The 24176-nt window shown below is 53.7% G+C and carries 15 protein-coding genes; 6 read left to right on the forward strand and 9 right to left on the reverse strand.

Features of this window, described 5'->3' with window-relative positions; translation table 11 throughout:
• Positions 1 to 389: 389 nt before the first annotated feature.
• From JK223_RS13810 to JK223_RS13820, 3 genes are all read right to left on the reverse strand, one after another.
• On the reverse strand, positions 390 to 1721 hold the full coding sequence (locus JK223_RS13810) for an aspartate aminotransferase family protein (RefSeq protein WP_212714751.1): 1332 nt from the start codon (positions 1719 to 1721) through the stop codon (positions 390 to 392).
• Between the two features lie 364 nt (positions 1722 to 2085).
• Complete coding sequence (locus JK223_RS13815) at positions 2086 to 3402, reverse strand: CitMHS family transporter (protein WP_212714752.1); 1317 nt, start codon at positions 3400 to 3402, stop codon at positions 2086 to 2088.
• Positions 3403 to 3848: 446 nt separating this feature from the next.
• Positions 3849 to 4004 (reverse strand): YlcI/YnfO family protein, encoded by a 156-nt coding sequence (locus tag JK223_RS13820; RefSeq protein WP_212714753.1) that lies wholly within the window; start codon positions 4002 to 4004, stop codon positions 3849 to 3851.
• Positions 4005 to 4951: 947 nt separating this feature from the next.
• Here JK223_RS13820 and JK223_RS13825 point away from each other — a divergent pair.
• The 4 genes from JK223_RS13825 (at position 4952) to JK223_RS13840 (ending at position 11597) form a co-directional block, all read left to right on the forward strand.
• Complete coding sequence (locus JK223_RS13825; RefSeq protein WP_212714754.1) at positions 4952 to 6577, forward strand: NAD-dependent malic enzyme; 1626 nt, start codon at positions 4952 to 4954, stop codon at positions 6575 to 6577.
• Between the two features lie 77 nt (positions 6578 to 6654).
• Entirely contained in the window at positions 6655 to 8319 is a 1665-nt protein-coding gene (locus JK223_RS13830; RefSeq protein WP_212714755.1) for an aspartate:alanine exchanger family transporter, read from the forward strand.
• A gap of 100 nt (positions 8320 to 8419) precedes the next feature.
• Positions 8420 to 10291: an ATP-binding protein gene (locus tag JK223_RS13835; protein ID WP_212714756.1), complete on the forward strand. Its 1872-nt coding sequence runs from the start codon at positions 8420 to 8422 to the stop codon at positions 10289 to 10291.
• Positions 10284 to 11597, forward strand: coding sequence for a sigma-54 dependent transcriptional regulator (locus tag JK223_RS13840; RefSeq protein ID WP_249213626.1), 1314 nt, complete (start codon positions 10284 to 10286; stop codon positions 11595 to 11597). The genes JK223_RS13835 and JK223_RS13840 overlap by 8 nt, the downstream gene beginning before the upstream one ends.
• Before the next feature lie 68 nt (positions 11598 to 11665).
• On the opposite strand, the gene JK223_RS13845 is transcribed toward JK223_RS13840, so the two are convergent.
• From JK223_RS13845 to JK223_RS13855, 3 genes are all read right to left on the reverse strand, one after another.
• Positions 11666 to 13813, reverse strand: coding sequence for a TonB-dependent siderophore receptor (locus JK223_RS13845; RefSeq protein ID WP_212714757.1), 2148 nt, complete (start codon positions 13811 to 13813; stop codon positions 11666 to 11668).
• A gap of 129 nt (positions 13814 to 13942) precedes the next feature.
• Positions 13943 to 14917: an AraC family transcriptional regulator gene (locus tag JK223_RS13850; RefSeq protein WP_249213627.1), complete on the reverse strand. Its 975-nt coding sequence runs from the start codon at positions 14915 to 14917 to the stop codon at positions 13943 to 13945.
• 184 nt (positions 14918 to 15101) lie between these two features.
• Positions 15102 to 16304 (reverse strand): MFS transporter, encoded by a 1203-nt coding sequence (locus JK223_RS13855; protein WP_212714758.1) that lies wholly within the window; start codon positions 16302 to 16304, stop codon positions 15102 to 15104.
• 94 nt (positions 16305 to 16398) lie between these two features.
• Here JK223_RS13855 and JK223_RS13860 point away from each other — a divergent pair, with 94 nt between their 5' ends.
• Together JK223_RS13860 and JK223_RS13865 are read left to right on the forward strand one after the other, a co-directional pair.
• Positions 16399 to 17358, forward strand: coding sequence for a LysR family transcriptional regulator (locus JK223_RS13860; protein ID WP_212714759.1), 960 nt, complete (start codon positions 16399 to 16401; stop codon positions 17356 to 17358).
• Positions 17359 to 17743: 385 nt separating this feature from the next.
• Positions 17744 to 20134: a membrane-bound PQQ-dependent dehydrogenase, glucose/quinate/shikimate family gene (locus JK223_RS13865; protein ID WP_212714760.1), complete on the forward strand. Its 2391-nt coding sequence runs from the start codon at positions 17744 to 17746 to the stop codon at positions 20132 to 20134.
• 80 nt (positions 20135 to 20214) lie between these two features.
• Here the strand turns inward: JK223_RS13865 and JK223_RS13870 are convergent, their stop codons facing one another.
• From JK223_RS13870 to JK223_RS13880, 3 genes are all read right to left on the reverse strand, one after another.
• Complete coding sequence (locus JK223_RS13870; protein ID WP_212714761.1) at positions 20215 to 20718, reverse strand: TIGR00645 family protein; 504 nt, start codon at positions 20716 to 20718, stop codon at positions 20215 to 20217.
• Between the two features lie 110 nt (positions 20719 to 20828).
• The gene (locus tag JK223_RS13875) at positions 20829 to 22661 is read right to left on the reverse strand and encodes an ABC transporter ATP-binding protein (RefSeq protein ID WP_212714762.1); all 1833 of its coding nucleotides are present in this window, start codon (positions 22659 to 22661) and stop codon (positions 20829 to 20831) included.
• Between the two features lie 227 nt (positions 22662 to 22888).
• Positions 22889 to 24118, reverse strand: a complete 1230-nt coding sequence (locus tag JK223_RS13880; RefSeq protein WP_212714763.1) for a co-chaperone YbbN — start codon at positions 24116 to 24118, stop codon at positions 22889 to 22891.
• Positions 24119 to 24176 lie beyond the last annotated feature (58 nt).

Consider the following 24176-nt stretch of genomic DNA (forward strand, 5'->3'; position numbering starts at 1 on the left):
ATCGCTTTTACCGGCATCCTAATCTGCTGAAATCCGGCTCTGACCAGGTTACCGCCCTTGAGCCAGAGCAGGTCTGGCGCCGCCGGACTGCCCCCGAATATCGCCTGAAGAGCGGCTTCAGCAGGAAAATCAGAGCCCGGACTTTTAATCGGTTATCACCTCCTGAAAAATACGGTTTTGACGGATCGCCCGACAGCCCGAAAACATTGCCATTCCGTCCTATGCCACGGGCAAACTGCGGGAAGTTATCCCCGATAGATGCCCCCCTATCCGGGTCAGGGCGGGCAGGATGATACCTCTGAACGCCCGTTCCTTTCTGACCGGCCAGCGCGATCAAAAAGCCGGGCACAGGCCCGGCCGAAAGACTTTTCTGTGTTCTGCGACAGTTCTTAGTCAATCCCGTGCAGGGATTCTCCCACCGCATCAAACAGCCGATCCAGCTCTTCAGGCTGCGTGCTGAACATCGGCCCGAATTGCAGCGTATCTCCGCCAAAACGGACATAAAAACCGGCTTTCCAGAGTGCCATCCCGGCATCAAAAGGCCGGATCGCGGCATCGCCGTCGCGGGGAGCCAGCTGAATGGCACCCACCAGCCCGCAGTTACGGATATCCACGACATTCGGACAATCACGCAGGCTGTGCAGTGTTTTCTCAAATACCGGCGCCAGCTCCGCTGAGCGGCTGATCAGGTCGTCTTTTTCCAGCAGATCCAGGGTGGCCAGCCCGGCAGCACAGGCAACAGGATGCCCGGAATAGGTATAACCGTGACCGAATTCAACCGCATGTTCCGGCAACGGCTGTGACATATAAGTCTGATAGATTTCGCTGCGGGCAACCACACCGCCCATCGGGATCGCACCATTAGTGATCTGTTTCGCGAAGTTCAGGATATCCGGTGTCACACCAAAGTATTCGGCCCCTGTCCAGCGGCCCATACGCCCGAAACCGGTGATCACCTCATCAAATATCAGCAGAATATTATGCTGGTCACAAATTTCTCTCAGCCGCTGCAGATAGCCCTGTGGCGGGATGATCGCCCCCGCAGAACCGGAAAGCGGCTCTACAATCACCGCCGCAATGTTAGACGCATCATGTAACTCAATCAGTTTCAGCATCTCATTGGCCAGTTCTGTCCCGCCGGTGGGGGCTTGTCCCGGGGTAAAGGCCAGATCTGTCTGCAATGTGTGGGGTAGATGATCCACATCCATAAACTGCCCGAACATTTTACGGTTACCGCCAATGCCGCCCAGGCTGGTGCCGGCAATATTTACCCCGTGATATCCCCGGGCACGGCCGATAAATTTGGTTTTTGCCGGCAATCCCTTCGCACGCCAGTAGCCGCGGGCCATTTTGACCGCCGTATCGGCGGACTCCGACCCCGAACCGGTAAAAAAGACATGGTTGAGATCGCCCGGCATACGTTGCGCTATCTTTTCTGCCAGCTGAAATGAGAACGGATGGGCATACTGGAAGGCCGGTGCATAATCCAGCGAACCCAGTTGCTTAGCCACCGCGGTCTGGATTTCACTCCGGCAATGACCTGCGCCGCAGGTCCACAGCCCCGACAGACTATCGAATAACTGGCGTCCTTTATCATCCGTCAGCCAGCGGTCTTTTGCGGAAACGATAAAGCGGGGGTCGCGCCGGAAGTTACGGTTGGCACTGAATGGCATCCAGTGCGACTGCAAATTAAGGCCGGAAGTATCGATAGATTCAGACATAGTCATTCCCCATAAAAGTGATAAGGAACAGTGTGCAGTCAGGGGTCAGGTAAGTTAAATCCCGATTACTGAACCTTTGGTTATCAAAAAACTAACCTATAGGAAAAACGGATGACCTCCCCGACCGTGATAACGCAACCTTCGCTCTCCATCCCCCACCCGCTCCCCGCACCTGCCCGGCCGGAGGGCCGCTTTTCCGGGGCCTGGTATCGGTAATGACAGGCATACCGGCCCGTTTCATGCTTACGCCCTGCCCGGCCGGGAGACGCAGCAGGCTGGCCCTTTGCGAAAGATGCCAGCCTGCACTGCCCGTGACGATAGGATCACGGTATGACGGCCTTCCGGGCAACGATCGTCCGCCTGGTTAGCGGTAGACAGGGATCGCCCCGAACAGGATCCCGCCGATCAATAACGCGAGGCTGATAAAGATCCCCCATTTGATCGAAAACCGTTGATGATCACCGATATCCACTTTCGCCAGTCCCACCAGCAGATAGAGTGAGGGAACCAGCGGGCTCAGCAGATGGAACGGCTGACCGACAATGGAAGCCCGGGCGATCTCTGCCGGAGAAATCCCATAGCCTGCGGCCGTCTGCGCGATGACCGGTAAGATCCCGAAATAGAACGCATCATTAGACATAAAAAAGGTAAACGGCAGGCTGACGATAGCCGTGAATATCGCCAGATACGGACCGAAACTGTGAGGAATGACGGCCAGCAAACTTTTCGCCATCGCATCCACCATTCCGGTACCGGACAGGATGCCGGTAAAAATGCCGGCAGCAAAGATTAATGAGGTAACCGCCAGCACGTTCCCGGCATGTGCACCGATCCGTTCTTTCTGCTGACTCAGGGACGGATAATTCAGCATCGCGGCAACGGCAAAGGCCAGCATAAACAGGATTTGAATCGGTAATGCTCCTACCACCAGCAGTACAAGTAAGACAGTCGTCAGAATAAAGTTTGGCCAGAACATTTTCGGGCGACGGTTTGCCTCGCACTCCTTCTCATCGCCTGCCCCCAGACTGATCGCCCCCGGGTCATGGTCATCGGCCGTGGCCCGGAGTACGCCCAGTCTGCGCCGTTCACGGAGGCCGAACCAGACGGCCACACCCACCAGGGTCACACAAGCCAGTAACATCGCCGGGATCATCGGAATAAAAATATCCAGTGCATCAATCCGTAACGCGGCAGCAGCACGGGCTGTCGGCCCGCCCCAGGGGGAGAGGTTCATAATACCGCTGGCCAGGTTGACCAGACAGGTCATCGCCAGAATATTCATACCCAGTTTACGGTACAGCGGAAGAAACGCGGCAATCGCTATCATATAGGTGGTAGAACTGTCACCGTCCAGCGACACCAGCAACGTCAGGATCGCGGTCCCCATCAGCACCCTGAGAGGATCCCCGCGAACGATTTTCAGGATAAAACGTACCAGCGGATCGAACAGACCGGCATCGATCATCAGACCGAAGTAGAGGATAGAAAAGGTCAGCATCACCCCGGTCGGTGCCAGCGCCTTCACACCACTGAGCATCATCTCGCCCAGCCCGTGATAAAAGCCGCCCGCCAGGGCAAAGACTGTGGGTACAATGATCAGAGCAATCAGCGCCGACATCCGTTTGGTCATGATCAGATACATAAAGCAGACAACCATCGCAAAGCCCAGTATGGTTAACACAGTGCTACCCCCCGTCATTGCTCAATGACTTATCAGAACTTCCGCCTCTGGCTACCTGCCATCAGGTTCCGCTATTTATCAGGAACTCCGTGCCTGGCATTCAGAAATATTTTGTCTCACACAGAGACAATAGAAATAAAGTAGCAACATAATTTAACATTAATGTAACTTTAGTACTGAAAAGCGAGGTGAATCATGTTTTCGGGATCTGCAGGGAGGATTTTGTGAGCCACATCAGAACACCGCCCGGCCGGTCGCAGAGTGTCCGGGATGACCGGCCGGCAGCAGATAAGAGGCGGGCGAAGTAACTAAAGGCTGGTCAGTAAAGACGAGTAGTCGCAGGGGGCTTTCAGCACCCATTCACCGTGCCGGACGGTGAACCACAGAGATAAAAAAGGCCCCGTCAGGGCCCACAATAGCTATTGTCCGGGACACCGGACTGTCTGTCAGTGACGTTTTCTGAGTCTGATGCGACAGGCTTCAATCACCCAGGCGGAAAAGTTCTCACTGCTCTCTTGTTTCAGCGACTCCTGAATATCGCTGAGCATCTGATGCGGAAAACGAATATGTTTAGCCCGTGTCTTTGACGTGCTCATTTTCATTACTTCTGACTCCTTTAACGCTTTATTCACGGCAGAAAGAGGATAACCCGGTGAAATACCCCTCTGTATGATCCACAGGGCCGTTATAAAAAAGACCGGAAGCCGGCCCCCCATTCGCGGGCAGGTCCGTCACCGGAAAATGGTTTGTGCCCATTTTCATTCCCGGCATCCCCGGCAGGCACTCCACGGTATCTGTATTGATCCCCCCGGGAACCGGTATCGGGCTGCCCGGCATGCTTTCCACCCGGCAGCCGGTCACAGAAAGCCGCAGGGCTTAACAGGGAATGATTACAACAGAGATGAATATTACGGGTCATTAATTTTTGTGCCATTGCATGTTCCGCGCCCGGCGGGGCGCACCGGGGTGTTCGTCCGTTTTCCGCGCCTTCTTCTTCTCTATAAGTACAGTGTCTTCAGACGCCCGCAACCTTCCGGCTGACCGGAAATCCGCTGATACGACCGTTCCCCCGGACCGGCAACCGACGCGGGACGGAAAACCGGACAAAACCGGCGCAGACAGACGGCCGGAAGTACGGCGGCCACCGGCGGGTGTTCACAAAGCCGTCATTGCGCAACAAATTTTTATTCCGCAGCTTCGCCGCCGGAATCAATACGACCGTTCAGATGAAACTCAAAGTAACGCTATTTTTCCGGACAGGACGTAAACTTAAAAAAATGCTAAAAAACGCCACCTCTTATTTAACCTCTGCGGCCTTCCGGCTACATTCATTTAACCCTCAGGTCAGTACAAAAATTATTCCCGGTCGGGAATCCAGCCGGATTTACTTGCCTATATCCGGAATTCCGCACGCCCTTAAAAAGCCAGAAATAAAAAAACCTTTATTTTCATAAGGATAATTTTAATTAAAAACTGGCACACCCATTGCAATAAGTATTAGCGAGCAAGTTACTTAATTGATTTATTCCTTATCTACAGGAGCTATATCATGACAATGGAAACCACTACCCTTTCAGGTCTCGAATTACTGCACTGTGCAGCCAACAATAAAGGGACTGCCTTTAGCGACCAGGAACGTAAAAACAACAAACTGGAAGGCCTGTTACCTCCTTCTGTCGAGTCTCTGGATCTGCAGGTACAGCGTGTACTTAATCACCTGGACAGCAAAAAGGATGATCTGGAACGCTACATCTATCTGATTGGCCTGGAAGAACGCAACGAAGTGGTTTTCTATAAAACCGTCATGTCAGATCCTATGCGCTTCATTCCTATCCTGTACGATCCAATCGTTGCAGATGCCTGCCTGGAGTTCGGTCACATTTACCGTCGTCCACGCGGTATGTATATCACCCGTCACATGAAAGGCCGTATGGCTGAAGTCCTGAAAAACTGGCCGGTCAAAGACGTCCGCTTTATCTGTGTCTCTACCGGCGGTCGTATTCTGGGTCTGGGTGATATCGGTGCGAACGGTATGGGTATCCCTATCGGTAAACTGCAGCTGTACACTGCCTGTGCGGCGGTACCACCAGACTGCCTGCTGCCGGTACTCTTCGATATCGGTACCACTAACGAAAAACTGCGTAACGATCCGCTGTATCTGGGTACCCGTGAAGCGCCGGTGAGCGAAGAAGAACTGAATGAACTGACCGAAGAATTTGTTCAGGCCGTACAGACTGTCTTCCCTGGCTGCTGTATCCATTTCGAAGACTGGAAAGGCACCGATGCTATCCGTTACCTGGATCGCTACAAAGATAAAGTCCTGTGCTACAACGATGATATTCAGGGAACTGCCAGCGTCGCATTAGCCGGTGTTTTCAGTGCCATGAATATCACAGGCGGCGACCTGAAAGAACAACGCATTCTGTTCTACGGAGCAGGTTCTGCCGGTATCGGTATCGGTAAACTAATCTGTTCAGAACTGCGCGACCTTGGCTTATCTGAAGAAGAAGCCCGCTCCCGTGTGGCTTACATGGACATCAATGGTCTGATTGAAACTTCCCGTGACGATCTGAGCCCTGAACAACAGAAATTTGCACTGAATGCCGAGCCTACCCGGGATTTGGTTAAAGTCATCGATGATTTTAAACCGACTATTCTGTTTGGCGTCAGTACCAGTGCCGGTGCCTTTACTCAGGCGGTGGTTGAAAAAATGAGTGAAATTAATGAACGTCCGATTATTTTTGCCCTGTCCAACCCAACCAGTAAAGTCGAATGTACCGCAGAGCAAGCGTATACCTGGTCAAAAGGTAAAGCGCTGTTTGCCGCCGGTGTTCAGTTCCCTGAATTTGATATGAACGGTAAAACCTTCCTGCCTGGTCAGGCCAACAACTTCTACATCTATCCTGCGATTGGCCTGGCAACTTATGCTGCCCGCCCACTGCTGTTAGACGACGAGTGCTTTATTGTGGCAGCCCACGCCACCGCAAATCAGGTCACTCCTGAAATGCAGAAAAAAGGCATGCTCTACCCAAGCCAGCACAACATTCTGGAAACAGAAATTACTACCGCTGTGAAAATTGCCGAATATATGTTCGACAATGGCCTGGCGCAGGCTGAACGTCCGGAAAATATCCGCAGCTGGATCGAAGAAAAACTCTATAAACCGCAGTACTAATTACTCATTCAGATTGATTTCAGGGATAGTCTTTTCGGGGCGCGAGCCGCCCCGCTTTTTTCCTTCAGGAGAAAATCATGAACTTCTTTATTTCCACTCTGCGTGAGAATCCGGATATAGCGATATATCTGACTCTGGCATTAGGGGCATGGTTCGGCACATTTACAATTAAAAAATTTAGTCTCGGCGTGGTCACCAGTACATTAATTGCCGGCCTGCTGATTGGTCAGTTGGGTCTGCATATTTCTCCGGTCATGCAATCCACCTTCTTTGATATGTTTTTATTTGCCGTCGGTTATGCCGTTGGCCCTGAATTTATCCGTGCCTTAAAAAGCGACGGATTACCTCAGGTTATTTTCACCGTTATTATCTGCTTATCCGGCCTGGGCACCGCGTTAGTGCTGGGTAAAATCTTCCATTATGACACTGCACTGACCGCAGGGTTGTTATCCGGCGGGTATACCAACTCTACCGTACTGGGCGTCGCCTCCAGCGTGATGTCTCAGAATGCCGCCGCCGCTGCCGCATTATTGCCTGTAGCCTACGCGGTCACCTATCCGTTCGGTACCGCAGGTTCAGCCTGGTTCCTGGCGACGCTGGGTCCGAAACTGATGAAAATCGATCTGCCTCAGGCCTGCCGGGACTATGAAAAAACCCACGGTGGTCCGCAGGAAGTGAAAGATTCTGCCTACATCAGCCATGTCGCCCGCGCACTGAATGTCAGAAACCCGGATTTCGTGGGTAAAACTGTCGCAGAAGCCGAAGACATGCTGGGTCACAAAGTCTTTATCCGTCGTATCCGTACACAACCGGAAGGTGCGGTCACCCAGTGTGAAGCCGATACCCTGCTGACTGAAGGTGCAGAGATTATTGCCTCCGGCCGCCTGGAAGATATCGTTGCCAGCCAGTCATTAATCGGACCGGAAAGTGCCGACGTTAACTTACTGAATTTTGCTACCGAAAAAGTCGATATTGTCCTGAGTAAAGCCGCCACCCGTGGCAGAACGCTGGGCGACCTGGTGTACAGCGAGTTTAATCGCCCGGGCCACGGTATCTTCCTGTTATCCATGACTCGTGCGGACGAAACGCTGCCCCTGGATATGGACAGACCGTTAAAAACCGGTGATGTGCTGACCGTCAAAGGTGAAGGTAAGGATGTGGCCGCTCTGGCGGCGAAAACCGGCTACGCTGACCGTAACGGTAACACTTCAGACTTAATGTTTATGTGTGCGGGGATTGCCATCGGTTGTCTGGTGGGTGCCATCACCATCCATGTGGGGGGTATCCCTCTGAGCCTGGGAACCAATGTCGGTGCCATCGTCGCCGGGGTGATCTGTGGTTATATCCGCTCCGTCAAACGCACCTTCGGTAAAATCGCGAACCCGGCTATCTGGTTGTTAAACAATCTCGGCCTGAACGGATTTATTGCCATCGTCGGTATCAATGCCGCATCCGGCTTTATCGGCGGACTGAAACATTACGGACTCCCCTTATTTATCTGTGGGATTATTGTTACAATGGTTCCACTGATTGTAGGGCTGTTATTAGGACGCTACGTGTTCCGTTTCCATCCGGGGATCCTGTTCGGTGTCTGTGCCGGTGCACGTTCAACCACCGCGGCATTAGGGGCGATTCAGGATGCAGCGAAAAGCTCCGTACCCGCTATCGGATATACCGTCGGATACGCCGTATCGCGTCTGGTCATGGCTGTGCTGACCATCGTATTACTCAATATATACTGACAGTCATCCGGGATATCTGAAACACTCCTCAGTTCCCGACCGCCGGTCTCTGTCCGGCGGTCGGAGCCGGCAAAAAATAAAAGATGCAGGACAAGAGGTCATGGTTCAGGAAGAAAACACTACATCGCCAGGTAATAGTTTTTTTAATTTCTCCCGTAAAAGTCTGCTACTGGCAGTCTGTCTTATCTTCTTTGTTTTCATCATCAACCTGATCAGCTATCACTATTTCGTTCCCCGGTTACTGGGTCAGGCACAATCCGATATTCACCGCAGTCTTCAGCGTAAAATTAATACCTTCGAGCGTAACCTCGATAAATACCGTTACCTGCCCCTGACGCTGGCAATGGATAGTGATCTGCAAAACTATCTGCTGTCCCCGCAAAATTATCCCTATGCAGATATCAGCCAGAAACTGAAAAATATCAGTCATGCGATTGGCGCGGACCAGGTCTTTCTTGCCTCTCAGGCCGGGATCATCGTCGCCTCGGAACAGACTTCCGGCCCGAATGCCTTGCGCGGCCATGATATTACTTTCCGTCCCTATTTCAGTCAGGCAGTTACCGGACAGGTGATGGCCTTTTATGCCGTCGGGACCACAGAAAATATGCCAGGCTATTATCTTTCGACCCGCATGTCAGCTGCGGGGAAAAATATCGGGCTACTGGCATTAAAAATTAATATGGATCATCTGTTTGTTCCGGATGCTCCCCTCAGCGAGCCGCTGGCTCTCTCCGATGCTGCCGGGATTATTATCTCCTCCAATATTCCGGGCTGGAAGTATCATACCTTTACCGAAACCGGCGCCGATTCTCTGCGGGCGGTGGAAGATACCCGTCAGTTCGGGGGATATAAAATTACCCCGCTGCAGGATATCCGCGAGAGTACCCGCGGTGGCAATATCCGGTTACTGTCCGTCCGTGGCGAAACCTTTATTACCGCCCGTGCCGATATTCCCGGCACGTCCATGTACTTAACCGGCATGACGTCAACCGCCCCGGTCTTCCGCAATGTCTGGCTGCGTATGGCATTGCTGAACAGTATTCTGACGTCGATCATTTTCTTCGGGTATCTGGTCAGCCAGCGGATGAAGCTGGTGCGGAAAATCGCCGAGAATAATGACGCGATCCGTCATGCCTACAGCCAGTTAGAAGTGCTGGTCGCCGAAAGAAGCCGTGAATTACAGAACAAAAATATTGAACTGGAGAAAGAAATCAGTGAACGGCTCGGCTTTGAGGAAAGGGAGCGGAATCTGCAGAAAGAGCTGATCCGTACCGAGAAACTGGCGGTGATTGGCCAGTTATCCGCCGGCCTGGCTCATGAGATTAACCAGCCTCTGGCGGCTATCCGGGCCTATTCAGAGAATACGATCATTTTCCTGCAACGCGGTAATCTGCAAGCAACTCAGGATAACCTGCTGCGTATTACTGCACTGGTAGAACGCATTGGTTCTCTGACCGGCCAGTTACGCTCTTTCGCCCGGCCCTCAGATGAGAGTATCAGCCAGGTCCGGCTGAGCCGGTGTATCGACAATGTGCTGATGTTGCTGAAACACCGGCTGGAAAAGAAACATATCGCCATCCACAAGGATCTTCAGTCGACCGGGATTTATGCCGAATGTAACGGACTGCGGCTGGAACAGGTGTTGATTAACCTGCTGGCGAACGCCATTGATGTGCTGGATAACCGCGACTCCCCGGCCATCAGTGTCCGTTTATTCCGCTTCTTTTCCGAGGCCATTATTGAAGTGACCGATAATGGTCCCGGACTGTCTGAAGACATTCTTGAACATATCTTTGAGCCCTTTTTTACCACCAAAACAACTACCGGGCTCGGACTGGGGTTAGCCATTTCGGCAGATATTATTAAAAGCTTCCACGGCAGTCTGAGTGCGGACAACCTGAGTCAGGGCGGCGCACGTTTCACTATCAGATTGCAACTCAGTCCTGAACAACAGGAGGATCTCATTGGCTGACTATGACGTATTAATTATTGAGGATGATGAATCTGTCCGTACCAGTTGCATTCAGTCCCTTGAGATTGAAGGGATCACTGCCAGTGGTGCCGGGTCGGTAGAAGAAGCCAAAAAAAGGCTTCCGCCGGCGTTTACTGGCGTCATCATCACCGACCTGCGCCTGCCCGGGCTGAGCGGCATGGATTTTCTGCAACAGATGCAGGCCAGCGATCCAGCCATTCCGATTATCATGATCACCGGGCATGGCGATATTCTGACCGCGGTAGAGGCCATGCGCAGTGGCGCTTATGATTTCTTACCGAAACCCTTTTCTCCCCAGGTGCTGATCCAGCAGGTCAGACGGGCGCTGGAAAAACGTAAGCTGACCCTGGAAGTGGCTAAATTACGTCAGCAACTGGCGCATGTCAGTGATCTGGATAGCCGCTTTCTCGGCCATGCCCAGCCGATGTGTGAACTGCGGGAAATGGTCAGAAATATCGCCACCACCCCGGCCAATGTCATGATCCATGGTGAAACCGGCACAGGAAAAGAGTTACTCGCCCGCTGTATTCATGATCTGAGCGGCAGGCCGGGTAACTTCGTGGCCCTCAACTGTGGTGGCCTGCCGGAGACCCTGTTTGACAGCGAGATATTTGGTCACGAGCGCGGAGCGTTTTCCGGGGCCACCCAGAAGCGTATCGGTAAGATTGAGTATGCTCAGGGTGGCACGCTGTTTCTCGATGAAATCGAAAGTATGCCGATGGCGATGCAGATCAAGCTACTGCGTGTCCTGCAGGAGCGTCAGATCGAGCGGCTGGGTGCCAATCAGCCCATTCCCGTGGATATCCGGGTGATCAGCGCGACAAAAGCCGACCTCGGCGTACTGGCTGAGCAGGGGGAATTTCGTGCTGACCTGAATTTCCGACTGAATGTCATTGAGCTACCCATCCCGCCATTACGTGAGCGTCGGGAAGATATTCCGCTGTTATTCAAATATTTTGCCGGGGTCGCGGCTACCACCTTCGGGCGGGAGCTGCCGGAAATCGATACCGTCAAAATGCAGAATTATCTCACCTGGCCATGGCCCGGCAATGTGCGTGAACTGCGTAATGAAGCGGAGCGTTGCGTGCTGGGAATGACCGGAGAAGCCGGACGCCATGGTTCTGACCATGTACTGAGCCTGCCACAGATGGTCGAACACTTTGAAAAAGACCTGATCATCTCCGAGCTCAGTAAGCATCACGGTAATATCTCCCAGGCCGCCGAAGCGCTGGGTATCGCCAAGAGTACACTGTTTGATAAAGTGAAAAAATACGCCCTGCAGTAAGCCGGGCGGGCCCCGCCCGCGTTCATCACGGGGCCCGCGACCATCACTTCGCCGGGGGTCTGCCGGGATCAGAAATGATAGTTAACACCGGCCTGCCAGGTACGATCACGACCTATCCAGCAATAGCTGCTGCTGTAGCAGGTATAGGTCATCTTATTGGTCAGATTTTGCGCGCCGGCTTTCACAGTCAGGCCTTTCAGGGATGAGCTCAGCACCCCCAGGTCATAACTGACGGCCACATCATACTGTGTATTTCCCCCCGTGGCTGGCAGGGAATTATCCGCCGTTATCTCGCTTTTACCGAAATAGCGGACTCCGGCCCCCAGCATTAAGCCGTCCAGTGCCCCCCGGGTGAAGGTGTAATCTCCCCACAGGTTTACGCTGTTTTCCGGCACCTGAGTCACCCGTTTACCCTGATAAAGCGCATCTTTCGTATTCACGGCATGGGTATAGGCATAATTCGCAATGATATTGACATTGTCCAGCGGACGGCTGACCAGGCTCACCTCGGCCCCCTTCGACTGCACCTCACCGGTCTGGCGGTAGTTCAGTAATCCGGCGGCGGTGTAGGTATAGTCCGTGGTCAGAACATTTTTCTCTCTGATAGAGAAGACGGACGCCGTGACGGTGGTGGCATAGTCAGGTAATAAATATTTTACCCCGCCTTCCAGTTGTTTACTGGTCGTCGCCTTCGCCTGGCTGGCTGTCAGCGTTCCCTGCGGAGATACCGGCAGGAAGCCCTCTGAATAACTGAGGTAAGGCGCAATACCGTTGCGGAACTGATACAACGCGCCCAGCCGTTTGCTCACCTTATGCTGATCGATCGCCTGCTGACTGCCGGCATTCAGATAGTCCGTGGTGGCGGACTGGTAATCGTCATAGCGCAGACTCGCCATCAGATTCAGCGCGCCGTATTCCACCTGGTCCTGCAGATAATAGCCGCGCTGGTTGAAACTCAGCCGGTCATTAGTGGCAGTGTACAGACCCAGATTATCGCTGGTCACCTGGCTGTAGTCGGGGCTCAACATATCGATGCCCGGATAGGCAGTCCCATACCGGTAGGTCATATGCGAGCTAAGATGCTGGTAGTCAAACCCTGCCAGAAGATGGTGCTGCCACTCCCCCAGACGGACGGTCCGGGTCAGCTGGTTATCGATATTGATACTTTTCAGCCCTTCATCCGTCGTGTAACCAAAGCGGGAAAGCTGAGTATCACTGCTGCCGGTGCCGGTGGCATAAATACTTTGCTGATGGGTGTCTACGCTGAAATACCGTGCCTTCTGAACCACGCCCCAGCCACTGTCGAACTGATGTTCAAAACGGTAGCCCAGCATCCCTTCACGCTGTCTGAAACCATTCCATCGGTCACCGGCATAGGCCCGGCGCGAGGCATAGCCACTGCGTAAATAGGCCAGCGGCAGCGGGTTGGAAGGTGTCAGGCTCGGCTGATTCTGATATAAGGCATCCAGTGTCAGGCGGGTCTGATCATCGGGTCGCCAGCTGACCGACGGCGCTATCAGATAGCTTTCATGTTTCGTGGTCACGGCCTGGTCATTCCCTTCACTGCCTTTGGCGATCAGACGGTAGTCCCAGTCGCTGTCGGCAATCGGCCCGGTGGTATCGATATACCCTTCTTTCAGGCCGCGGTTACCGGTGGTAAAGCCAGCGTCAGTACTTTGTACTGGCTGAGGCTTTTTACCCTGAATATTCACCAGCCCGCCGGGTGAGGCATTGCCATACAGCACCGACGAAGGCCCTTTCAGGATATCGACCTTATCAATCAGGATCGGGTCAATGTTGGCTTTGGTATTGCCGGAAACGTTATAGGGCAGTTCCAGTCCGTCATAATATTCATGCTCAGCCTCAAAACCACGGATTTTATATTCGCTCATATACGTGGTCGACCCGCGTAATTCCGTCGACACGCCGGCATCGTAACGCAGGATTTCATTCAGCGAATTCGCATGACGCAGGGCAATTTCCTGCTGACTGATCGAATCAATAGTTTGCGGCGTACGGCTCTCCGGAACCGCCGATTTGGTTGCACTATTCACATAAGGTGCGACGGTATTGTGGGGATCCTGTCCCCCGCCAGCCGTCACCACCAGCGTGTCTGTCGCCGCTGCGCACCACGAGGAGGAGAGTGCTAATGCGGAGCTGACTGCCAGCCCGCACAGACGTAACCGGAAATGTGTTGCCGTAATCTGCCTTGCCATAAAGAGTTTCACCATTTTTTTATTGACTGTTCGCGCGCTATTATTGCGGTATTCAGGAAGTCAGCCGCTATGCCTGGTGACGGTTTATGTATGGCAAACGACAAAACTGGCAGGTTTAAGGCATTTTTTTCAGGCCCGGAAAGAGAGATCGCTGCTCAGGCCGCTGGGGGCTATACCGTAACGGCGCCGGAACGCGGTCGCAAAGTTGGTGGCATGCTGATAACCGGACATCCACGCCGCCTGTTGCACGCTGTATCCCTGCAACAGATAACGCCGGGCCAGTGCCAGCCTGCAGTCACGCAGGTAATTAAATACGGATTCACCATAAGCCTGACGGAACTTCGTTCGCAGGCTGCTGCTGCTCATTGCCGCCGTTTTAGCCAGCGAATCCAGGGTATGATTTTGTTCCGGACTGGACTCCAGTAACTGACGCACAGCCTCCAGCCGGTAATGCCCGTCAGGTAATGCAGGCACCCGCGGTACGCCGTTTCTGATCTGCTGATTCAGCGTCAGCCCCAGTAGTTGCAGCATCAGTCCCTCCAGCATCAGCTCACGGGCAATGGCCGGTGTTTGCCGGCTGATAGCAAAACGCATGCTGATCATCATATGGTCCGGCATCGTCCAGACGGCACAGGGTGAGGTGTGTTTACGCCAGCTTTCCGGCAGAGTCACCCGCGACGGGTCCACAGAAAACTGAGCGGGATTAATGCCCAGCGAGACAGTGACCAGCCGCTGATCTTTCTGGTGACTGGCGTGAAGAATACCCTGTTTCCCTAGCCGGGTACTTAAGACTGTCCCGGCCGTGATCTTAAAAGGCCGGCCGTTAAGGCGTAAATCCACACAGCCTTCTAACACCACCAGCAGAAACAGTGGCGAATGTCCGGCAGAGGTTGACTCATAAGGCCTGAGGATATGTAAGTCAGAATGAGTGACATTCAGGCCGGACGCCAGTTGCCATTCCTCTACCTTTCCGCGCACCACCGCCGTATTTTCATCCGTCACCGGAAAACGGTAATCAATCGCGTACCGGTGACCGAATTCAAGGAAATCTGCCACAGAGAATGACTGTTCACTGGTTTCAGAAAGTGTGCGGTTCATAGGCATTAAGGGGCCGGCTGGGGCAGGACGTTTCTGCCATTAGGGACAAGGGAACATAGTAGCACTGAGGCCGGCAAACAGTAAATCAAATGATAAGCATTTGCATTTATGAGTAATAAACGCGGGACCGGGCGGGATAAAAATGGCAGAGAACAGGCCGCGGCGGGATTACCCCGCCACGGCGACTGCGTTAATTATGCAAGTGGCGACTGCATAAACGGACGATTAATGCGGCTATCGCGGCCACAATGGACACCACCACCACGCCGTTCCAGCCATCGTGGGTCAGCGCCAGGCTTCCCAGCGCGGAGCCCGCCGCCATACCGATAAATACCACGGTAAACAGCAGGGCATTCAGGCGGCTCCGGGCTTCAGGCACCAGCCGGAAGACCAGCGTCTGGTGGGCCACCAGCGAGGCCTGGATCCCCAGGTCAAAGATCACCGCACTCAGGATAACCAGCCCCAGTTGTCCGTGAGCCGGCAGAAGCGGCATCAGTAGCATGATAGCGAAAGCCACAATCACCAGACCTGCCCCCAACTGAGTGACCCGGGCCGGACCAATTTTATCGGCCATCCCCCCGGCCAGCGGTGCGGCTAAAGCCCCTGCGGCACCGGCCAGTCCGAACGCCCCGGCAACCGCACTGTCCAGATGAAAATCCTGATACAGCATCAACGCCAGCGTTGACCAGAAAGCGCTGAAGGCCACCGATAACAGGCCCTGAGCGATGGCGGCCCGACGCAGAGTCGTATGCTCATGCCACAGATGCCACAGCGAACGCATCAGCGTTGTCCACGGCACCGGCGCTGCGGGCCGGAACGACGGCAGTCTCCGCCACAAGGCCAGCGTAATCAGTAAAACCGAAAACGCTGCCAGGAAATACAGACTGCGCCAGCCCAGATACTCACCTATCACTCCGCTGACCACCCGTGATAATAATATGCCGCTCAGTAGTCCGGTCATGACCGTTCCCACCGTTTTTCCGCGACTCTGTTCCGGTGCCAGCGCCGCCGAGGCCGGAACGATATCCTGGGCCACCGTGGCGGCAAGGCCGGTCAGCAGGCTGGCAACCAGCAATAAATTCAGCCCGGGGGCAATTCCGCACAGTACTAATGCCAGTACCAGCATCAGCCCTTTCAGGGCGATCAGTTTGCGGCGATCGAACCGATCGCCCAGCGGCGTCAGTAACAGAATACCCAGCGCATACCCTATCTGGGTCAGCATCGGGATCAGACCGGACTGCGCCGTGGTAGCGTTAAACTGCTTCCCCATGATCCCCAGCAGCGGCTGACTATAATAAATGGCAGCAACACTTAATCCGGCACCGGCGGCCAGGGTAAACAGCAGCGGTGCTGATAATTCTTGTTCATTCATGGTCTGCCTGATTGCTGACATGATGGTTTCTCCCTCTCTGAGTTGCGCTTAGTAGACCTGAAAGAGGTAATACATGGTAGACGTAAATAAAGCAGAACTGTTATACCTGTAACGTATGAAAGTTATCGCCGCGGGAAGCATCGACCGCATTGAACTGATGCAAACCTTTATCAGGATCGTGGAAAGTGGCAGTCTGTCGGCCACCGCACGCCAGTTAGGCGTCAGCCAGCCCACTATCAGCCGGCGGCTTCAGGCGCTGGAACACATGCTCGGCCAGAAACTTATCCTGCGAACCACTCATGCCCTGAAATTGACGGATGACGGGGAGCGCTGCTATCGCCATGCCGGGCAGCTGGTCGCCAACTGGCATGCGCTGGAAGATAACCTGACCAATACCCGCGATGAACCGGTGGGGACCTTACGGGTGCGCGCTCCGCATGCGTTTGGTCAGGATCAACTGATTGGGCCACTGGTACACTGGCTGAAAAACTCCCCGGAGCTGACTATCGAGTGGATGCTGAATGACCGGACACCGGATTTCGTCGCCGAAAATATCGACTGTGCCATACAGGTGGGCGCGCTGAGTGACCCGGGACTGGTTGCGATACAGATAGCTGAAGTTCCGCGACGTATTGTCGCAACCCCTGACCTGTTAGCCCTGGCTCCTCAACTGAACAGTCTGCCGCAACTGGCCGCACTGCCCTGGCTTTCGCTAAGCACTTTCTATCGTACCGAAGTCACACTGAAAAATGTTCACACCGGTATCAGCCAGACCATCACTATTCATCCCCGCCTGAGCAGTGACAGTATCTATGCCATACATAAAGCCGCGCTTTCGGGATTGGGCGTCGGACTGATTTCTTCCTGGGTGACGGAAGATGACCTGGCCACGGGCCGCCTGCAGGAACCTCTGCCTGAATGGCAGGCCACACCGTTACCTGTCTGGCTGACCTATCCGTGGGCCAGCTATTATCCGGCCAGGATGCGCCATTTTCTTACCATGATAAAACAGGTGATGCCAACCCTCACCGGTACCCGTCCTGCGATTACGGATCCTCCCGCGCAGAGAAACTAACAACAGCCCCCGGCTATCCTGGTTCCGCTACCCCGTGAGCCCTGAACTGTCCGCACCGGGGTGTCACCTCAGGGGCTAAGTGCAGAAAGCGGGGCCTGATTGTTCCCGGTCACTCACCGGGGACAGGATCCCTCTTCGCCATCCGATCCCCTCCTGTGCCTGATCCCGCCCTGTCGCCTGCCCGATAACGGCGGATCGTCTCTCCCCGACAACAACCGCTGCCAGCCCGCCTGGTATAAAGCGGCATTTCGTGGCTTCTTTTAGAAAATAAGTTAACTGATGATTTACAACCTATATCTTTTAAACTAATAGTTAACATAACATTAACCATACAGACACTTCTTTACTTAAGGCAGAAAGTCTTCTGCGTCCAGGGGATGTATCGATGAAAAAAGTACCGCTCTTTGTAAGGATAATGGCAATTATCCTGCTCCTCTGTGGCTTGCCGCTGATTTTTGGCGGCGGCTATTTAATCTCTCTGTCCGGCTCCTGGTACTATCTGCTCGCCGGGATTGTGCTGCTGATCTCCTCGGTGCTGCTGTTTAAGGGCCGGCGGTCAGGGCTCGGGCTGTTTTTTGTGCTGTATGTGGCCTCGGTGTTATGGACCCTGTACGAAAGCGGCAGCGATTACTGGGGCTGGGTGCCACGGTTATCTGTACTGACCGTGCTCGGATTTTTATTATCGCTGGCCATTCCGTCGCTGAACGGTGGTCGTAAAAAAGGCCTGAGCCGTGGTCTGACCGGGTTGTTCGTGGTCATTTTCATCGCGGCCTTTGGCATGGCGTTTGTACCGTTTCACACTTATCGCTCCTCGGCCCCCCCGCCGGATTCCCCTCTGGCCAGCCAGGATAACCCTCCGGCCGTCAGTCAGCCTGACAGCGACTGGACCTATTACGGACGGGATACTCATGCCACGCGTTTTTCTCCGCTGAGTCAGATTAACCCCGGCAATGTCGGCCAGCTGAAACGGGTATGGACTTACCGCACCGGTGACCTGCCACAACCAGGCCAGGTCAACAAATGGGCCGCAGAAAATACACCGATCAAGGTCGGCGATGCCGTGTATGTCTGTTCAGCGCGCAACAATATTATCAAGCTGGATGCCGCCACCGGGAAACAAATCTGGAAGCATGACAGTGGCGTGAAATATGAAAGTATTCCGTATACCGCGGCCTGTAAAAGTCTTACCTGGTATACCTCGCATGTCGTCCCGGAAGGCCAGGCCTGCCATAACCGCCTGATTGTCGGCACCCTTGATGAACGCCTGATTGCGGTGGATGCACAGACCGGTGAGTCATGTCAGCAGTTTGGTGATCACGGCCAGACTAACCTGTTAACCGGCCTGGGACACACCGTCCCCGGGTTTGTTGCCGTTACGGCTCCGGTGCCCATCGTCGATGGTGTGATTATTGTGAACCACGAAGTGCTGGACGGGCAGCGTCGCTGGGCCCCTTCCGGAGTGATCCGTGGATATGATGCAGAAACCGGTAAGTTTAAATGGGCGTGGGATGTCAATAATCCGGGCGTCCATAGCGAACCGACAGGTGATCACTATTACAGCCGTGGCACCCCGAACTCCTGGGCCGCCATGACCGGTGACGATAAACTGGGTCTGGTCTATGTCCCGACCGGTAACTCCGCCGCCGATTACTACAGTGCGCTGCGTTCACCGAACGAGAACCGTGTGTCCTCCGCTATCGTGGCGCTGGATGTCAAAACCGGTGATGAGAAATGGGTGTTCCAGACCGTGCACAAAGATGTCTGGGACTACGATATCGGTTCACAGCCCACACTGTTTGACTTCCCTGGCGCAAATGGCCAGAGCATTCCCGCAATGATCGTGCCGACCAAACGGGGCCAGACATTTATCCTCAACCGTGCCACCGGTCAGCCGTTAAGTAAAACAGAAGAAAAACCGGCACCTGCCGGAGTGATCCCGGGCGACCCGCGCAGTCCGACGCAACCCTGGTCTGTGGATATGCCTCGTCTGGGGATGAAACCACTGACCGAAGCCAAAATGTGGGGGATATCGCTGTTCGATCAGCTGGCCTGCCGGATTAAATTCAGACAAGCTAATTATGTCGGTGAATTTACCCCGCCGTCGGTGACCAAACCCTGGATTGAATACCCCGGCTATAACGGCGGCAGCGACTGGGGCAGTGTGGCTTATGATCCGCAGACCGGTTTACTCATCGCCAACTGGAATAATACCCCGATGTATGACCAGCTGGTCAGCAGGAAAGAAGCCGATAAACAGGGGCTGGTTTCTATCGATTCCCCGGCCTATAAGCCTGGCGGCGGCGGGGCTGAGGGGAATGGCGCGATGGCAGACACCCCTTACGGGATTAATGTCTCACCGTTCTTCGCTCCGCTGACCAAAATGCTGTGCAACGAACCGCCTTATGGCATGATCACCGCGATCAATATGCATACACAGAAGGTACTCTGGCAGCATCCGCTGGGCAGTGCCGAGAAGAACGGTCCGTTCGGTCTGCCTACCGAATTACCGATCAATATCGGTACACCGAATAATGGCGGCCCCATTATTACAGCAGGCGGACTGACCTTTGTTGCGGCGACCACCGATGACAAGATCCGGGCTTACGACAGTAATACCGGTAAAGAAGTCTGGAGTGATACGTTACCTGCGGGGGGCCAGGCAACACCGATGACCTACTCTGTGGGTGGCAGGCAATATCTGGTCATTATGGCAGGCGGGCATCACTTTATGGGAACCCGGGTGGGCGATTACGTGATTGCCTATGCGCTGAACTGATGATATCGGGCATCCGCCGTCTGTAAATAAAACAGCCCCGCCATTGCTGACGGGGCTGTTTTTTTACCGGGGCATCAGGATCAGTGACCCCCTTTCGCCTGCCGTGACATCTTATCCAGATAGCCCATCACAAAGGCAGACAACACGAATGTCAGATGCAGCAGGATGTACCAGAGCACTTTACGGTTATCGATGGTTCTCATTTCCATAAAAACCCGTAACAGGTGTATCGAGGAGATCGCCACAATGGAGGCGGCCACTTTATTTTTCAGCGACCCGGAATCCATTTTCCCCAGCCAGTTCAGCTTTTCTTTATGCTCATCGATATCCAGTGCCGAAATAAAGTTTTCGTAGCCGGACAGCATGACCATGATCAGTAATCCGCCCACCAGAGACATATCCACCAGCGACAGCAGCAGCAGGATCAACTCATTTTCGCTGACAGACAGGATGTGGGGCAGCACATGAAAAATCTCCTGAAAGAACTTAATGGTCAGAGCCAGTAATCCCAGAGAGAGGCCAAAATACACCGGAGCCAGTAACCACCGGGTGGCATACATCAGATTTTCGGTAAAACGTTCCATAACAATCCGGAAATAATGAATAATAAAATCAGTATACCTGACAGGATCTCTGCTCCGAAGCCCCGCGACCACTTTATCTGCGGTCACGGGGCTGGAGTAGAGCGGAACGGTCAGTCTGCGCCGACAAATCCCCCGGTCTGACGCTGCCAGAGCCGTGCATAGACCCCTTGTGCCGCCAGAAGTTGCTGATGGTTGCCTGTCTCCACAATCCTGCCATGCTCTAACACAATCAGCCGATCCATGCGTGCGATGGTCGACAGACGATGTGCTATCGCAATCACGGTTTTCCCGTCCATCAGAGATTCCAGGCTCTCCTGAATCGCGGCCTCCACCTCGGAATCGAGGGCGGAAGTGGCCTCATCCATCACCAGGATCGGCGCGTTTTTCAGCAATACCCTCGCGATAGCAATACGCTGACGTTGTCCGCCGGAGAGTTTGACGCCCCGCTCACCGACATGTGCATCCAGGCCGTAGCGGCCCTGGGCATCCGAGAGTTGAGGAATAAATTCTTCTGCACGGGCCCCGTGCAGGGCTGCCTCAATTTCGGCATCGGTGGCCCCGGGGCGTCCATAGAGTAAATTATCCCGGATCGAACGGTGCAGAAGCGAGGTGTCCTGGGTGATCATCCCTATCTGGCTGCGTAAACTTTCCTGGGTGACGTCGGCAATGTTCTGCCCGTCGATGGATATTGCTCCGTCATTCAGGTCATACATACGTAACAGTAAATTGACCAGCGTTGACTTGCCGGCACCCGACGCCCCTATCAGCCCGATTTTCTCCCCGGGCCGTAGTGTCAGATCGATATCCGAGAGGATCGGCCGGCCCTGACCATAGCGAAATGAGACATGGTCAAAACGGATTTCTCCCCGGGTGACGGTCAGCGCCGGCGCACCAGGTTTGTCCTGAACACTCAGCGGCTGAGAGATGGTCGCCATCCCATCCTGCACCATACCGATATTGGCAAAAATACCGTTCACCACCCACATGATCCAGCCGGACATATTGACCAGCCGGATCACCAGCCCCGTCGCCAGCGCAATGGCGCCGACGGAAATCAGCGACTGGCTCCATAACCAGAGAGCCAGCCCGGTGGTGCTGACGATTAAGGCACCGTTCAGGGTCGAGAGGGTCACATCCATCGCGGTGATCATCCGTCCCGCCAGCTGAGTGGTTTCCGTCTGTTCGAGGATAGCCTCACGGGCATTTTTCTGTTCCAGGTCACTGTGGGCAAACAGCTTCAGGGTTGAGATATTGGTATATCCGTCAACAATAAAGCCCATCAGTTTCGACCGGGCTTCCGAGGAGACCACAGAGCGTTGCTTGACCCGCGGGACAAAAAAGACCAGACAGGCTACATACACCACCAGCCAGATGATCAGGGGGATCATCAGCTTCCAGTCCGCCTCAGCAAACAGCACCAGCGCGGTAATTGCATAGATGGCCACATGCCAGATAGCATCCACCAGTTGAACGGCTGAGTCACATAAGGAACTGCCGGTCTGCATAATGCGCTGTGCAATGCGTCCGGCAAAGTCATTCTGGAAGAACGTCAGACTTTGCCGCAGCACATAATTATGGTGTTGCCAGCGCATCAGGCTGGTCAGACGGGGGTTAATCGTCTGATGGATCAACAGGTCATGCAGTGCAATAAACACCGGACGGATGATCAGCGCCACCGCCCCCATCCAGCTCAGCAGCAACCAGTGATCCCGAAAGACCGATGCCGGATGCGCACTGTCGACTAAATCGATGATCTTACTCAGATAGCTGAACAGCGCGACCTCGATCAACGCACCGATCAGACCGACAACCAGCAACCCGGCAAAGCAGGGCCAGACCTGACGAAGATAATAGGCATAAAACCGGCCAGGTGTTTTCGGCGGGGCATCCGAAGGTGGATCCCGGAAGATATCAATAAATCGTTCAAAACGTTCAGATAACATAACATCACAGCCCGACACTAAGAATTGAACCGATAGCTTAGTGCAAATCCTCTTATCCTTCAGCATCCGTAAGAAGATAACAGAGCAGTAAATCCCCCCGTCCGCTGCACCGGGCGCACAGAGGCCCGGCGCACACCGGACATCTGTAAGCGGGTTCACCGTGGGCGGACACGTGATGTCAGGGCAGGATACCGCAGCCTGCCCTGTCATCTGCATGATCACCTGAGTCAAAGAAGGGTTATAAAATATTCTTTTAATGACCGGGAAGGATGACCTCCAATGACCTGCTGATGAATATCTGTTTCTTTCTTTTGAAATTCGCTGTTTTCTTCATTCAGTTCTGCCCAGACAGTGAATAATGCCTCACTGTATGCCTGACCATGAATATCGACCCCAGCCTCTCTGTCAGCCGCGAGTTTATTCCTGATCCAATCCATTCTCTCCTGACGAATTTCAAATATTTCCCGGTCTGTCCAGCCTGCGGCCAGCTGGTATTGGTATTCGTAAAAAGCATAAAAAAAGCGTGAAAAATCATCAATCTGGCTTTTATTTTCCACACGTAATGGCGGCGAGTTTCTGGAGATGAAAAAAGCCAGTAAATACCCGACTTGCCCGTGAGGCGGAGAATTCTCCATACAGACAGTGGCTTCGGAGGCAATATCTTGCCATAGCGACATGGCAGAGGGTTGGCCTTCAATCACCTGGCCGATCGCCTGACACCAGGCGGCAGTCAGTTGCTGTTGCTGATCGCTAAATTTAATTCCCGGACGTTTAAATAACGACTCCTGTAACCAGTGACGGATACTTTGCAGGGGGATCAGACTATAATCTTTACCGGCTTTAATCTTTCCGGCCAACCGATGAATGTCGCCAGTCTCCTGAAATGAGAGGAAGGAGAAAAAATGCAGGAAAACATCCGGTAAGCCGAATACCCGTGACAGATAGCCCTTTTCATCATCGATAGCACTCAGAAGATTGCCTTGTTTCGTGTCTCCGGCCGTTATTTCACCGGATGTCCGGTCACTGTCAGAGAGAGAAAGTAACTCTCTGGTGAAGAGACCCAGCACGCGCTGATCATGATAAAAAGAAAGCCAGTCATAAGATTTATAGAGATAAACGGGCTCCCCGGCATTGCTCTGACAGCCATGACGGGTCAGCCATGTCACAAAGTCAGCTTTGCCGGCCACGCCGTTTTTCCTGGCGACCTCGCTGCCATTACGAAACAAAATCAGCGTCGGAATACTTCGGACATTCAGTTCACCCGGAACTTTATTATAGTCATCAATATTAACTTTAATAATCTTAAGCTCATCAGAGTAATCAACAGACAACTGTTCAAGCACGGGTTCCAGGGATTGACAGGGAGCACACCAGGGTGCCCATAAATCCAGTAACACAAACCCCTGCTGCTGACTGAGAAAATAAACAGGATTTTCTGCGGTAAAATTCATCATCATAATCACTCCGGAGATTCAATATCACTGGATAAACACCGGCTAATACCTCAACCCTATC

The organism is Tatumella sp. JGM118, from assembly GCF_018257515.1.
Taxonomy (GTDB): domain Bacteria; phylum Pseudomonadota; class Gammaproteobacteria; order Enterobacterales; family Enterobacteriaceae; genus Tatumella; species Tatumella terrea.